Origin of the sequence: Paucidesulfovibrio longus DSM 6739 (assembly GCF_000420485.1) — a bacterium.
GTDB lineage: Bacteria > Desulfobacterota > Desulfovibrionia > Desulfovibrionales > Desulfovibrionaceae > Paucidesulfovibrio > Paucidesulfovibrio longus.
This window is the reverse complement of sequence record NZ_ATVA01000011.1, coordinates 55,853-69,631: the sequence shown is the minus strand read 5'-3', so window position 1 is coordinate 69,631 and position 13,779 is coordinate 55,853. Positions and strand designations below refer to the sequence as shown.

11 protein-coding genes are annotated in these 13,779 nt (G+C 65.1%); 5 read left to right on the top strand and 6 right to left on the bottom strand.

What is annotated here, in order from left to right; genetic code table 11:
• Position 1: 1 nt before the first annotated feature.
• The 4 genes from G452_RS0102020 to G452_RS0102005 are packed head-to-tail and all read right to left on the bottom strand — an operon-like array spanning position 2 to position 4,327.
• The gene (locus tag G452_RS0102020; RefSeq protein ID WP_022660589.1) at positions 2-1,363 is read right to left on the bottom strand and encodes a 3-phosphoshikimate 1-carboxyvinyltransferase; all 1,362 of its coding nucleotides are present in this window, start codon (positions 1,361-1,363) and stop codon (positions 2-4) included.
• Positions 1,364-1,376: 13 nt separating this feature from the next.
• Positions 1,377-2,525, bottom strand: coding sequence for a prephenate dehydratase (pheA, locus tag G452_RS17670; RefSeq protein WP_022660588.1), 1,149 nt, complete (start codon positions 2,523-2,525; stop codon positions 1,377-1,379).
• 2 nt (positions 2,526-2,527) lie between these two features.
• The gene (locus tag G452_RS0102010; protein ID WP_022660587.1) at positions 2,528-3,511 is read right to left on the bottom strand and encodes a 3-dehydroquinate synthase II family protein; all 984 of its coding nucleotides are present in this window, start codon (positions 3,509-3,511) and stop codon (positions 2,528-2,530) included.
• 18 nt (positions 3,512-3,529) lie between these two features.
• Positions 3,530-4,327 (bottom strand): 2-amino-3,7-dideoxy-D-threo-hept-6-ulosonate synthase, encoded by a 798-nt coding sequence (locus G452_RS0102005; RefSeq protein ID WP_022660586.1) that lies wholly within the window; start codon positions 4,325-4,327, stop codon positions 3,530-3,532.
• 1,270 nt (positions 4,328-5,597) lie between these two features.
• Between G452_RS0102005 and G452_RS0102000 the strand changes: the two genes are divergently transcribed.
• The 3 genes from G452_RS0102000 to G452_RS0101990 all read left to right on the top strand — a co-directional run bounded on the left by G452_RS0102000 (position 5,598) and on the right by G452_RS0101990 (position 8,664).
• Positions 5,598-6,962 carry an ammonium transporter gene (locus G452_RS0102000; RefSeq protein ID WP_022660585.1) on the top strand — a complete coding sequence of 455 codons (1,365 nt, stop codon included), beginning with the start codon at positions 5,598-5,600 and terminating at the stop codon, positions 6,960-6,962.
• A 40-nt stretch (positions 6,963-7,002) separates the two neighbouring features.
• On the top strand, positions 7,003-7,338 hold the full coding sequence (locus tag G452_RS0101995; RefSeq protein WP_022660584.1) for a P-II family nitrogen regulator: 336 nt from the start codon (positions 7,003-7,005) through the stop codon (positions 7,336-7,338).
• Between the two features lie 84 nt (positions 7,339-7,422).
• A complete protein-coding gene (locus tag G452_RS0101990) occupies positions 7,423-8,664 on the top strand; it encodes an EAL domain-containing protein (RefSeq protein WP_022660583.1) in 1,242 nt (413 codons plus the stop codon).
• 88 nt (positions 8,665-8,752) lie between these two features.
• Here the strand turns inward: G452_RS0101990 and G452_RS0101985 are convergent, their stop codons facing one another.
• Together G452_RS0101985 and G452_RS0101980 are read right to left on the bottom strand one after the other, a co-directional pair.
• Positions 8,753-10,672, bottom strand: a complete 1,920-nt coding sequence (locus tag G452_RS0101985) for a molybdopterin-dependent oxidoreductase (protein ID WP_022660582.1) — start codon at positions 10,670-10,672, stop codon at positions 8,753-8,755.
• A 170-nt stretch (positions 10,673-10,842) separates the two neighbouring features.
• Entirely contained in the window at positions 10,843-11,313 is a 471-nt protein-coding gene (locus G452_RS0101980; RefSeq protein ID WP_022660581.1) for an Lrp/AsnC family transcriptional regulator, read from the bottom strand.
• 177 nt (positions 11,314-11,490) lie between these two features.
• Between G452_RS0101980 and G452_RS0101975 the strand changes: the two genes are divergently transcribed.
• On the top strand, positions 11,491-12,681 hold the full coding sequence (locus G452_RS0101975; protein WP_022660580.1) for a glycine C-acetyltransferase: 1,191 nt from the start codon (positions 11,491-11,493) through the stop codon (positions 12,679-12,681).
• Between the two features lie 29 nt (positions 12,682-12,710).
• Positions 12,711-13,775, top strand: a complete 1,065-nt coding sequence (gene tdh, locus G452_RS0101970) for an L-threonine 3-dehydrogenase (RefSeq protein WP_022660579.1) — start codon at positions 12,711-12,713, stop codon at positions 13,773-13,775.
• Positions 13,776-13,779 lie beyond the last annotated feature (4 nt).

Below are 13,779 nucleotides of genomic sequence, written 5' to 3'. Positions count from 1 at the left end.
CCTACTCCCTTCCGCCCTTCGGCGCGACCATGGCCCAGTCCTGCCAGAATCCCGGGTAGGACTTGGATACGCACTGCGGATCGTCCAGGACCACATCCACGCCCGCGAACGCAAGCAGGGAAAGGCTCATGGCGATGCGATGGTCGCCGAAGGTGCTCAGCTCGACCCGCCCGGCCCGCAGGCCTTCCGGCCCCCGTCCCAGGATGCGCAGCCCTTCCTCGGTTTCCTCGATCTCGCAGCCAGCGCGGGACAATTGCGTCCGCATGGCCGCCAAGCGGTCGCATTCCTTGATGCGCAGGTGCGGCACCCCGCTGATGACCGTTTCGCCGTGGGCGAAGGCGGCGGCCACGGCCACGGTGGGCACGAGGTCCGGGCAGCGGCCCATGTCCGCGCGAACGCCCCGCAGCCGGGCAGGACCGGCGGTCACGCCCGTGAAGTCCGTCTTGATGGACGCGCCCATCTGGCCGAGGATGTCCAGGATGGCCCGGTCGCCCTGGAGCGAGTCCGCGTGCAGCCCCTCCACCCGCACCGGCGCGGGGCCGAGCGCCCCGGCGGCCAGCAGGTAGGAGCCGTTGCTCCAGTCGCCTTCCACGCGGTAGTCCGCGACATCGTACTCGCCGGGCCGGACAACGAAGCGGATGCGTCCCGGCTCCGCGCTCTTCAGCGCCCGCCAGGGCACGGCGACCCACTCGCCGCCGTCGTCCAGGCTCTGGACCTCGAAATCGATGCGGTGGTCCTGCATGACCCGCAGGGTCAGGGCCACGTAGGGCCAGGACAGGGCTTTCTTCCCGGTCAGGCTGATGGTCACGGTTCCCCGCGCCAGGGGCGCGGCCAGAAGCAGGCCGGAAAGGTATTGGCTGGATTCCTCCAGGCTGATCTCCACCTCGCCGCCGGAAAGGCCCGACGCCTCGATGACGCAGGGCGGGCAGCCCGGCTTGTCCAGCCACCGGAAGCGCGTGCCCAGCTTTTCCAGCGCCGAGGCCAGCTCGCCGATGGGCCGCTCGTGCATGCGCGCCGCGCCGTGCACCTTGAAGGTGCCCTGGCCCGCGGCCAGCACCGCCGTGAGCAGGCGGCAGGACGTTCCGGATTCGTTGACGAAAATGTCTATCGGTTCTCCCCGTCCCTTGGCGTCCTGGCCCTGGCCGCCGCCGAGCGGCCCTTCCTTGAATCCAGAAACGCGCAGTTCCGGGCCGCTGCCCACGATCACGGCCCCGGCGGCCTCCAGGCAGTGACGCGTTATCTCGATGTCCACGCTCTGCAGGGCCTGCTCCACGACGCTCTCGCCCCTGGAAAGCGCCGCCGCGATGAGCGCGCGGTGCGAAAGGGACTTGGAGGCCGGAGCCGTAACCGTGACGATTTCCATATTCCCCTCCATGCTAGACGCCCTCCAGATGCGGCCCGGCAGGGTAGGAACCGAGCAGGCGCAAGGTGTGGCAATGATCGCGCAGCTCGCGGATCAGCGGGTCGAAGGCCGGGTCCGTGAGGTCGCAGTCCAGGTCCGCGAAGAACACGTATTTCCAGCGCTCGCCCCGGAACGGACGCGATTCCAGCTTGCTCAGGTTCACGCTGCGGCGGGAGAAGATTTCCAGCGCCTTGGCCAGCGCGCCCGGCTTGTCCGGCGTGGTGAAGAGAATCGACGTCTTGTCCCGGTGCTGCTCCTGGCAGGCCCGCGAGCCGATGATGAAGAAACGGGTCCAGTTGTCCGGCAGATCCTCGATGTGCTGCGCCAGGATGTTCAGCCCGAACATTTCCGCCAGCCGGACATGGCCCACCACGGCAGCGCTTTCGTCCGTCTGGCAGAGACGGGCCGCCGCGGCCGTGCTGGACATGGGCAGGCGCGGCGCGTCCGGAAGGTTGGCCTGGAGCCAGTCGCCGCACTGCCCCAGCGGATTCGAGTGCGAATACACGTTGGCGACGCCGGAAAGCGTGCGCGACTTGGAAAGCAGCGCATGGCTGATGCGCGAGTAGAGTTCGGACTGGATGGAGACCTGGTAGCGCATGAACAGGTCCACGGTCTGGCCCACGGTGCCCTGGAGCGAGTTCTCCAGCGGAACGATGCCCATCTCGGCCTCCCCCTCGGCCACGGCCCGGAAGATCTCTTCCAGGTTCGGCTTGGGGTTCAGTTCCGCGAGGTGGCCCATGTACTCGATGCCCGCGAAATAGGAAAAAGTACCCTCCGGTCCGAGGTAGAGCACGCGCTCCGGACGCTGGAGACGGCGCGACGAGGACATGATCTCGCGGTATATGTTGTAGAGGTGGCGGTCCGGCAGCGGGCCGGGGTTGAGCACCTGAAGCCTCGTGATCACGGCTTTCTCCCGGCTCGGCTTGAAGATCGGGTCGTCCGATCCCGCCTTGCAGCGGCCGACCTCGAGGCTGATCTCGGCCCGCTGGTTGAGCAGCTCGAGAATGCTCTCGTCGATGGAGTCGATGCGCTCGCGCAGCCCGCCGAGCCCGCCCGCGTCGCCGGCTTTGCCCTGGCCGCCTCGCCAACCGCTGATGTCATCTTGTTCCCTGCTTTTGGTCATGGCTAGCCTTCCTTGATGTCCTCTTTGATGCGCATGCCGAAATGGCGGCCCGCCGCGTCCGTGCGGCAGAGAATCTCGTCGCCTTCCTTGAGCGTGACGACGCTCACGGGCGAGCCGTCCGCGCGGACCACGCGGATGGTCTCCGCGTTCTGCAAAAAGACCTGGCCTTCCACCGGCCCCTCCGGACCGTCCACCCGCGCCTTGATCAGCAGCATGGGCCGGACCTCGACCTTGACCCGGCCCACCGTGGCCAGGGAGGTGTCGCCCTGCGCGTCCACGATGAGCACGTCGCGGCCCGCGGCCAGCTCTTCCAGATACGCAGTCTTGTCGCCGGGCATCTGCGCATAGGCGTGCACGGCTCCCGCATTGACCCGGAAAGGCCGGGCCGCCACATACGGGTTGGATTCGGTTTCGGCGTGCACCAGGAAGGTGAAGGCCGAGGAATTGCCCACGAGCATGCCCTGGCCGCGCCGCAGCATGGAAATGGTGTCCACGCAGACGCGGTGGCCGAGGCCCGCTGGCTCGATGGCCGTGACCGTGGCTTTGGAAAGCTGCATCTTGCCCTGCGAGAGTTTGAGTTCGGATACGATGGCCTTGAGATCGGCGGCGGCCTGGGGCAGGACCACGACGCAGGACACGCCGCGTTCCAGCACGCCCGCGGCCAGCCTGGCCCGCTTCAGCGAATCCGCTTCCACGGCCACGTCCGCCACCTGGGCCAGGATGTTTTCCAGGGGGATGATCTCCCAGCCCTCGGCGAGAACGATATTTTCCCCGGCGCACATGCGCCGCACGGCCTCTTCCTCGTCCGCCTTTTCGTTGACGGCCTGGGTCGGCATCTCGGTTTCGGTCACGACCTGGACCCGGCCCAGCGCGAGCACGTCGTCCACGCGGTCCGGCTCGACCATGACCGCGTCCACGCCGGATTCCAGCGCCAGCGTCAGCAGATGCTTGTCAAAGGGAATGGCCTTGAAGATGATCTTTTTCATTGCATTGTACTCGCGGAGCTATTTTTCGACCAGGGCAAGGGCATCGTCCACATCCAGATCCTCGTGGACCACCTTGGACAGGGCCTGGACCAGCCGGACCACCTCGGCGTGCTGGAAGACGTTGCGCCCCACGGAAAGGCCCGCGCCGCCTGCGGTCAGGGAGTCGTGCACCATCTGCAAAAATTCGCGCGTGCTGTTCATCTTGGGTCCGCCCGCGATGACCACGGGCACGCAGCAGGCGTCCGTGACCTTGGAGAAGGTTTCGGGGTCGCCCGTGTAGTTGACCTTGACCACGTCCGCGCCGAGCTCGGTGCCCACGCGGGCGCAATGGGCCACGACCTTTGGATCGTACTCGTTGCCGACCTTGGGGCCGCGCGCGTAGACCATGGCCAGCATGGGCATGCCCCAGCGGTTGCACTCCGTGGCCACCCGGCCCACGTCGCGCAGCATGTCCGTCTCGTTGTCGTCGCCGAGGTTGAGATGCACGCTGACCGCGTCCGCGCCGAGGCAGATGGCGTCTTCGACAGAGGCCACGAGGCCCTTGTAGTTGGGACGGGGAGACATGCAGGTGGAGGCGGAAAGATGAACGATCAGGCCGATGTCGCGGCCCTTGGCCCGGTGGCCGCAGCGGACGTTGCCCTTGTGTTCGAGCACGGCGTTGGCCCCGCCTTCCACGATCCTGCTCACGGCCTCGCGCATGTCCTCGATGCCCTCGATGGGTCCGACGGTCATGCCGTGATCCATGGGCACCACGATGGTCCTGCCCGTGTCGCGGTTGAAAATCCGCTCAAGTCGAATCGCTTTCCCGATGTGCATGGCACTACTCCGTTAGGTTGCGGACCGCAGGCACCGGGGGCTCGTCAAGACAAAGGGGCCGCCGGCTTTCGCCTGCGGCCCCTTTGAAGAGATTTACCCAAAACCCGTATGTTAGGCTGTACCTCTCCCGTGACCGCAGACGCGGCTAAACCAATACCAAAAATAAAAGGAGGCGAAGACGCCGAGGTCACGGAGGGAGTTCATGGTTTGGAGCTACTTCATACGCCTCGATACTGTCAACACATTTTTTAGAAAGAACACAATAGTCACAAAGAACAGGGTCTTCGAGCCGAAACGAGCGTTCACACGCCTGCTCCCCGGCACGCCCCGAATGGTCCGCCCCGCTTGGCAGAAAAGGATCGGACGCATTGGAGAACCAAGCCCGGCAAAAACGAACCGCCGACGCTCTTCCATGCCGCCCCCGCCCAACGCCCACGCCCGGCAATCATGCCCGACAAACCTGCCCAACGACCTCGACCACCGATCCAGATCTCCAGCTTCGCACGCTACAGCCTGGCCACTCCACGCCTCGACTTGCCGCCGCACCGAAGCGGACAGCGATCCCGTTCCATATTTGCCGGACGCCGGACCAGGCCCGTGCGTTCTGGTTTTCCCGCCGCAAAGGGCGGAACCGGCCCGTGAGGAACACGCAAACGCGCGCATCCGCAAGGCTGGGCGCTCGCTTGGCGGATTCGCCGCAAAAGTTCTGGACTAGCAATTTTGCGACTATTCGGACAATTTTACCGCATTTATTCGCGCAAAATCATGACTACATACCACTATCGCGCATATAATCGAACAATAAAACAGACATTATACTCAAAATCAGCCAACTCCATCAACAAAAAACCAAAATGCAAACTGCTCTCCACGTTGGCCGCCACAAATGTTCGAGGCAAAAAAAGATGCGGCATAACGAATGGTTCTTTACGGAAATGATTCGAATCCGGAGATCGGTAACGCATCCACTTCCTGTTGCCCATTGCAATCCACACGCAAATACCAAGATAACAGCTCAATATTAAAAGATATTTACATAATCGAACAATATCTCGAGCAAGGCCAGATTTATATCTTTTAGAATTTACAATTTTGTTTTTCTCTTATTTTTTGCGAGACTATTTTTGTCATTTTTTAACATTTTTGAAACAAGTATTTCAGGCAAGATACTAACAAATTCAATAAATACAGACAATTATCAATGTTGGCACGGCGATTGCCTTAGGAGTGCAGTAACCAACGCCAACCCCCCAACAGGAGGAGTCGTCGCATGTTTAACCTGTATCGGTCGCGCAAGGGAGTCCCGTCCGGACTCGCCACAGGGGCCATCGCCCTGGCCCTGACCCTGATCCCGTCCCTCGCCATGGCGCAGGACGCCGCCCCTGAAATGCTCACTCAGGACAACGCCAACATTCTTTGGACGCTCATCGCGGCCATCCTGGTCATGTTCATGCAGGCCGGATTCGCGTGCGTCGAGTGCGGCTTCACCCGCGCCAAAAGCGCCGGCAACATCATGATGAAGAACTTCCTGGACTTCGGCGCCGGGCAGATCATCTTCTATCTCTTCGGCTTCGGCCTGATGTTCGGCCTGGGCTCCGAGTACGTCGGCTTCTCGCACTTCGCCCTCGGCGGCGTGGAAGAGGCCGACCTGCCCTGGGCCTACACCTTCTGGTTCTTCCAGTCCGTGTTCGCGGCCACCTCGGCCACCATCGTTTCGGGCGGCATCGCCGAGCGCACCAAGTTCGGCTCCTACATCATCGTTTCCTGCATCGTCACCGGCCTGATCTACCCCATCTCCGGCCACTGGGCCTGGGGCAGCCTCTTCGGCGACGCGGGCTGGCTTGAGTCCACCTTCTCCGTGGCCTTCTGCGACTTCGCCGGCTCCTCCGTGGTCCACTCCGTGGGCGGCTGGGTCGCTCTGGCCGGCGCCATCGTGGTCGGTCCCCGTCTGGGCAAGTACAGCGAGGACGGCAAGGCCCGCGCCATTCCCGGCCACAACATTCCCCTGGCCGCGCTCGGCGTGTTCATCCTCTGGTTCGGCTGGTTCGGCTTCAACCCCGGCTCCACCACCACCGCGGACAGCTCCATCGGCCTGATCGCCATGAACACTTCCCTGGCCGGCTGCGGCGGCTCCCTTGCGGCCCTGATCTTCTCCTGGCTGCGCTACGGCAAGCCCGACATGTCCATGAGCATGAACGGCGCCCTGGCGGGCCTGGTGGGCATCACCGCGCCCTGCGCCACGGTAACCCCGGCCGCGTCCATCGTCATCGGCCTGATCGCCGGCGTGCTGGTCGTCCTGTCCGTCGACTTCATCGACAAGGTTCTCAAGATCGACGACCCGGTCGGCGCGGTGTCCGTGCACGGCGTCTGCGGCGCCTGGGGCACCCTGGCCTGCGGTCTGTTCAACGTGGACGGCGGCCTCTTCTACGGCGGCGGCGCGGCCCAGCTCGGCGTGCAGGCCGTGGGCGTGGCCGCCTTCTTCGTCTGGGCCTTCGGCATGGGCTACCTGACCTTCTCCATCGTCAAGGCCATCTTCGGAGTGCGCGTCAGCCCCGAGGAAGAACGCAAGGGTCTGGATATCTCCGAGCACGGCTCCGAGGCCTACAACGGCTTCCAGGTCTTCACGGTCGAGTAAACGGCGCAGACTAACGAAGCCAACAAGGAGGACATCAATAATGAAGCTCGTAATCGCCTATATCCGCCCCGAACAGCTGAGCCTGGTCAAGCAGGCGCTCTACGCCGAGGGGTTCTACTCCATCTCCGTGACCAACATCCTGGGGTCCGGTCGTCAGAAGGGATTCACCGAAACCTACCGCGGCGTGGTCATGGAAGTGAATCTGCTCAAGAAAGTCCGCATCGAGCTGGGCCTGCCCAGCGACAAGGCCGACGTGGCCGTGGCCGTGATCCGCGAATCCGCGCAGACCGGCAAGGAAGGCGACGGCGTGGTCTTCGTCCTGGACGTGGCCAAGGCCGTGCGCATCCGCACCGGCGAGGAAAACATCCTGGCCTAGCGGAGAGAAAGTGCAACCAGAGGCCGGGACGGACTTTTCGTCCCGGCCTTTTTCATTCCACACCCAGCCCCTCCAGGAGCCGCCATGTTCTGCCTCGACGCCGAGCTGGTTCGCGGAGTGCTCGACTCCGACGGCATCGAAATCCACTTCCAGCCTCTGGTCTCCCTGCGACGGGGTTCGGTCTTCGGAGTGGAGGCGCTTTGCCGGGCCACGGATTCCGCCACGGGCAAGCCCATCCCCCCCGGCGATCTTTTCGCGGCGGCGCAAAACCCCGGCCTGCGGCTCGAGCTGGACCGCCGCTGCCGCCAGGAAGCCCTGGCCGCCTTCCGTCCCCTCTACGACCGCAATCCCGGCCTGGTGCTCGCCATCAACGTGGACGCCTCGGTCATCGATTCCACCAGCGTGCATTCGCGCGTGCTGGACAGGCAGGTCAGCGAGGCGGGCATTCCCCCGGAAAACGTGGCCATCGAGATCATCGAATCCCAGGCGGGAAGCGCTCTCGCGCTCATGGAATTCGTGCTGGACTACAAGCGCCGCGGCTTCGTCATCGCCCTGGACGACTTCGGGGCCGGACACTCCAACCTCGACCGCATCCCCCTGCTCCAGCCGGACATGATCAAGCTGGACCGTTCCCTGATCAGCCGCATCGACCGCCACTTCCACAAGCAGGAAGTGGTCAAGAGCTTCGTGCGCCTGGCTTCGCGCACGGGCTGCCTCGTGCTCGGCGAGGGCGTGGAGCGCGTGGAGGAAGCGCTGACCCTCCTGGAATGCGGGGTGGACGTCTTTCAGGGCTATCATTTCGGCAGGCCCGCGCCGGACACGGGCGGCTGGCCCGACGCGGTGTCGGCCCTGACCCAGGTGGCCGACCTGCACAAGCGCAGCAGCATCCAGCGCTACAATGCGGAAAAAATCCGGCACTCGCACTTCCACACCCTGGTGGAGCGCATCTGCGCGCAACTGGCCAGGGGTTCCGGGCCGGACTCGCTGGAGCGCACGCTGGAGCAGCGGCTGATCGCCTGCATGGAGGATGATCCGCAGATCGAATGCCTCTACGTCCTGGACATGCACGGAACGCAGATTTCCGACACGCTCTGCCGCCCGGATCGGCTGCAAAAGAGCCGCCGCATGCTCTACGAACCGGCCGTGCGCGGCACGGACCACTCCTGCAAGGAATACTTCCTGCCGCTGCGCTCCGGCCTGAGCCGCTTCACCACCGAGCCGTACCTCTCGCTGGCCTCCGGCAACCGCTGCATCACGATCTCCACGGTCTTCGTGGACGACTCCGGCGAAGCGCGCATCCTTTGCGTGGACCTGGCCGGGGAATAGCCCGCCCGGCACGCAACCCTCCCAACGCGAAACCGCCCCGCACACGACGAGATGTGCGGGGCGGTTTTCCCGTTTGCGGATGGCGGCGCTAGCCCGGAGAATTCTCCAGGCGGCAGAACTGCGCATAATACGCGCACTGCCCGGCGAGGTCGGCTTCGTGCGGCCCGATCAGCGCGTTGATTCCCCGTCCGCATTTCATCCAGCCGCCGCGCTCGGCCAGAACCGCCTCCGGGTGCAGGCCCGGCAGCAGCTCCAACTGCACGGGCAGGCTCCCCTGCTCCGTGACCAGCCGCACGGGCCGATCCATGTCCAGCCCGGACAGGGAAGGGCTGTCCGGGGATATGCGCACCAGGCAGGGGCGCTCGCGCTGCACGGACTCCGGTATCTGCGACAGCAGGTGCGCCTTGTTCACGAGGGTCAGGAGCCGCAGGGGATATCCCGTCGGAGGCGCGGGCTCGTCATGCAGGGTTTCGGGCAGCCGGGCCTTGCCGTCCGCATGGCCGAAACGCAGGCCCGCAAAGGGCGTCGGCCTCGGCGGCGAGGGAAGCCAGGTCCGTTCGCGCAGCTCCGCCAAGGAGGTCTTCAGGTTGGGCGCGTCCAGAGCGCCTTCCATGACCTCCTCGGCAGTCGGAAATTCCAGGGGCGGGGTCAGACGCCGGGCCACCTGCCGGGATATTTCGAAATTGGAAAGGCAGCCCTCCGGCGGCTCGAGCACCTTGGCGGAATGATGCACCCAGCCATGGGAAGAGCAGCGCGTCACGTCCTCCCATTCCAGCATCAGCGCGGGAGGCAGGATCAGGTCCGCGATTTCCGCGGTGTCGTTCATGAACGCCTCCACCGCCACGACAAAGGGTTTTCGCAGCGCCCCGGCGAGCCGCGCGCTATCCGGCGCCTGGCTGACGGCGTTGGTGCCCTCGATCCAGACCAGCTCCACGGGTTCGCCCTGAGCTTCCGCCCTTTCCAGAGCCCGGCCCAGGTCGTGCACGGGCAGCGTGCGAGGCGGCGCTTCGGGCCGCTTGAACCAGGAATAATCGATGTGCCCCCGGTCGCCGGAGCTGAAATACGTCCCGCCGCCGGGCAGGCCCATGTTCCCGGAAAGCAGGGCCAGGGCGTCTATGAAGCGCACGTTCTCCCCGCCGAAGCGATAGCGCTGCGCCCCCCGGCCCAGAATCGACGCGCAGGGGCCGTCGGCATACGCCTCGGCCAGGGCTTGCGCGTCCGCCGCGGCCACGCCGCAGGCCGCGAGCAGCTCCTCCTGGGAATGGGCGTGCAGCACCTTCTGAAAGCAGCCGAACCCGGAAACGGCCCGGAGCGCGTCCTGCGAAAGCGCGCCGCGCCGTTCCAGGATGCGCAGCACGGCCAGAGCCAGGAAGCGGTCCATGCCCGGCCGGATGGTCACGATGCGGTCGGCAAAGGACTCGTAGCCGGGGTCGCCGGGGGTGACGGCCAGCACGGAGGCGCCGCGCCTGCGGGCCTCCCGCACGCAGCGCCCCGCGAACATGCCCTCGGCATCGAGATTGCGCCCCCAGTTGACGATGCGCCGGGACAAGGCCAGATCGTCCAGTTCCGGCTCGGTGAGCACCCCGAAATCCAGGATTTGAGCCTCGATGCCCGCATCCAGGCAATAATCCCCCGAAGTGGCCGCCGCTCCGAGCCGCCCGAAAAGATAGGAGGACGCGCGGAAGAGCACGCCGTAGGAAGCCACGTAGAACACGTGCAGCATGCGTTCGGGAACGGCCCGCAACGCCTGGATGCGCTGCGCGGCGAGATCCAGGGCCGCATCCCAGGAGATTTCCCGCAGGTTCCCGCCCTCGCGCAGCAGGGGCCGGGTGATCCTGTCCGCCGCGTGCAGGCGCTCGCCGAAGCGCGCGGTCTTGCCGCAGACCAGGCCGCGCGTGGCCGGATGGTCGGGGTCGCCCTTGACGTGCAGGCGCTGGCCGTCGTAGGCCGCCAGCAGGGCGCAGCCGTTGCCGCAGTGCCGTGTACAGCAGGTCTTGGTGTAGTGCATGGTCTGGTGTAGCCCGGAGCCGGGCCTGCGTAAAGCTCCGTCGCCGCCCTGAAACGGGCCGGGCAGAGCGGTTCGCTTCCGACGCGATCGCGCCGGAGCAAAGACGGTCGAAATCCTTGATCGAAACGGGGCGCAAGCCGAACGAAGCGGACGGAAAGGCCGAAACCGGATCAGTCCCCGGTCCGCTCCCTGTGCTCCACCCACTTGTTGATCGCTTCGAGGTAGAGATAGGTTTCGGTGGAAACCACCCCGCCCAGGGCTTGAAGGTCGTCCACGAGAAAGCGCTTGAGGTTGGAGCGCGAGGACACGGACAGCTCGACCATGAGATCGTAGCGGCCCGTGACGTTAATCACGGACTGCACGCCGCTGCACCGGGACACGCGGTCCATGATGTCGCGGTCCACCTTCTTTTCCAGGTTGATGCCGATGACCGCGGTGAGCGTGTTTTCGAAGTAGAGCGGGTTCACCGACGCGGAGATGCGCAGGTAGCCGCATTCCATCATCCGCTCGGTGCGCAGGCGGACCGTGCCGTCCGACACGCCGAGCTTGCGGGCGATGCTCTTGTAGGAGGCGCGGCCGTCGCGCTGCAATTCCTCGATGATCGCCCTGTCGATATGATCCAGGTTCAGCGGTTTTTCCATTTTGCTCCCTCGAACGCGTACGCGCCGAAGATCATTCTCCCGCAAACGCGCCGCGTCTGTTTCCGCCCCATCTTGGATGCGATACGAGCAATTTATCCATAGTTTTTTTTCTTGACAAGAAAAATAATGTCGGTTTCCCTCTCGATCGAGCACAATGCCTGTCCAGGAGAAATTACGATGCAGCATCCTTTGCTCGCCATGTTGGCGGATCAGACGCGTGAATTGCGGGAAACCGGCCACTACAAGGCCGAAAGGGTCATCCATTCGCCCCAGCAGGCGAGCATCGCCCTTGCCGACGGCACGCGGGTTCTCAACTTTTGCGCCAACAATTATCTCGGCCTGGCCAACCATCCGCGTCTCGTGAGCGCGGCCAAGGCCGCCCTGGACGACTGCGGCTACGGCATGGCCTCGGTGCGCTTCATCTGCGGCACCCAGGCCGTGCACAAGCGCCTGGAAGAGCGGCTCACCGAATTCCTCGGCACCGAGGACACCATCCTCTACGGCTCCTGCTTCGACGCCAACGGCGGCCTCTTCGAGACGCTGCTCGGCCCCGAGGACGCGGTCATCTCCGACGCGCTCAACCACGCCTCCATCATCGACGGCGTCCGGCTCTGCAAGGCCCGGCGTCTGCGCTACGCCAACAACGACATGGCCGACCTGGAAGCCCAGCTCCAGGCCGCCTCGGACTGCCGCCACAAGCTCATCGTCACGGACGGCGTGTTCTCCATGGACGGCATCGTGGCCGACCTGAAAAGCATCTGCGACCTGGCCGAGAAGTACGGCGCTCTGACCATGGTGGACGATTCCCACGCCACGGGCTTTCTGGGCGAAAACGGCAAGGGCAGCCACGAGCACTGCGGGGTCATGGGCCGCGTGGACATCCTCACCGGCACCCTGGGCAAGGCCCTGGGCGGCGCTTCCGGCGGCTACACTTCGGGCCGCGGGGAAATCGTCGAATGGCTGCGCCAGCGCTCCCGACCCTATCTGTTTTCCAACACGCTCTGCCCGTCCATCGCGGCGGCCTCCATCGAGGCTCTGGACATGATCGAGGGACTGGCGGACCTGCGCGAACGGCTGCGCGAAAACAGCGCCGCGTTCCGCGCGGGCATGACCGAAGCCGGGTTCGATCTCGTGCCCGGCGAGCACCCGATCATTCCGGTCATGCTCGGCGACGCGCGCGTGGCCCAGGAAATGGCCGCCCGGCTGCTGGACGAAGGCGTCTACGTCATCGGCTTCAGCTTCCCGGTGGTGCCGCAGGGCAAGGCCCGCATCCGCACGCAGATGAGCGCCGGACACAGCCTGGAGCAGGTCCGCACGGCCGTGGCCGCCTTCGTCAAGGTCGGCCGGGATATGGGCGTCATCGGCTGATTCGCAGCGCAACCCAAGGAAGACCAAACGTGAGCGAGAACATTTCCCTCCCCGCGACCATGAAAGCCCTGGTCAAGAGCCGGCCCGAGCCCGGCATCTGGCTGGAAGAGATTCCCGTGCCCGAATGCGGGCACAACGACGTGCTCATCAAGGTCCGCAAGACCGCCATCTGCGGCACGGACGTGCACATCTTCAACTGGGACAAGTGGGCGCAGCAGACCATTCCCGTGCCCATGGCCGTGGGCCACGAGTTTTCCGGCGAAATCGTGAGCGTGGGCGGCGAGGTGCGCGGACTGAACAAAGGCGACCGCGTTTCCGCCGAGGGCCACGTCACCTGCGGACACTGCCGCAACTGCCGCGCGGGCAAGCGCCACCTCTGCCGCAACACCGTGGGCGTGGGCGTGAACCGTCCCGGCTGCTTCGCCGAGTACGTCAGCGTTCCGGCCTCCAACGTCTTCAAGCTGCCTTCGGCCGTCACCGACGAGCTCGGCGCGATTCTCGACCCCCTGGGCAACGCCACGCACACGGCCCTCTCCTTCGACCTCGTGGGCGAGGACGTGCTCATCACCGGAGCCGGCCCCATCGGCATGATGGCCGCGGCCATCGCCCGCTACGCGGGCGCGCGCCACGTGGTCATCACCGACGTGAACGACTACCGCCTCGGACTGGCCCAGCGCCTGGGCGCGACACGCGCCGTGAACGTCACCCGCGAGAACCTCAAGCAGGTCATGGCCGAACTGGGCATGGTCGAGGGCTTCGACGTGGGCCTGGAAATGTCCGGCAATCCTTCGGCTTTCCGCCAGATGCTCGCGGGCATGAACTACGGCGGCAAGGTCGCCCTGCTCGGCATCCTGCCCGAGGAGACGGCCATCGACTGGAACCAGGTGGTCTTCAAGGGCCTCAAGCTCAAGGGCATCTACGGCCGCGAGATGTTCGAGACCTGGTACAAGATGGCCACCATGCTCCAGAGCGGACTCGACGTGAGCGAGGCCATCACCCACCGCTTCCCGGCCTCGCGCTTCGCCGAGGGCTTCGAGGTCATGCGCTCCGGCCAGAGCGGCAAGGTCGTGCTGGACTGGGAGAACCTGGAATAAGATT

Bases quoted from the DNA above. Each gene is read 5' to 3' on its own strand.
- G452_RS0101995 (WP_022660584.1), top strand. From the start codon at position 7,003: ATGAAGCTCGTAATCGCCTATATCCGCCCCGAACAGCTGAGCCTGGTC.
- G452_RS0101980 (WP_022660581.1), bottom strand. From the start codon at position 11,313: ATGGAAAAACCGCTGAACCTGGATCATATCGACAGGGCGATCATCGAG.
- G452_RS0102010 (WP_022660587.1), bottom strand. From the start codon at position 3,511: ATGAAAAAGATCATCTTCAAGGCCATTCCCTTTGACAAGCATCTGCTG.
- G452_RS0102000 (WP_022660585.1), top strand. From the start codon at position 5,598: ATGTTTAACCTGTATCGGTCGCGCAAGGGAGTCCCGTCCGGACTCGCC.
- G452_RS0102005 (WP_022660586.1), bottom strand. From the start codon at position 4,327: ATGCACATCGGGAAAGCGATTCGACTTGAGCGGATTTTCAACCGCGAC.
- G452_RS0102020 (WP_022660589.1), bottom strand. From the start codon at position 1,363: ATGGAAATCGTCACGGTTACGGCTCCGGCCTCCAAGTCCCTTTCGCAC.
- G452_RS0101975 (WP_022660580.1), top strand. From the start codon at position 11,491: ATGCAGCATCCTTTGCTCGCCATGTTGGCGGATCAGACGCGTGAATTG.
- pheA (WP_022660588.1), bottom strand. From the start codon at position 2,525: ATGACCAAAAGCAGGGAACAAGATGACATCAGCGGTTGGCGAGGCGGC.
- G452_RS0101985 (WP_022660582.1), bottom strand. From the start codon at position 10,672: ATGCACTACACCAAGACCTGCTGTACACGGCACTGCGGCAACGGCTGC.
- G452_RS0101990 (WP_022660583.1), top strand. From the start codon at position 7,423: ATGTTCTGCCTCGACGCCGAGCTGGTTCGCGGAGTGCTCGACTCCGAC.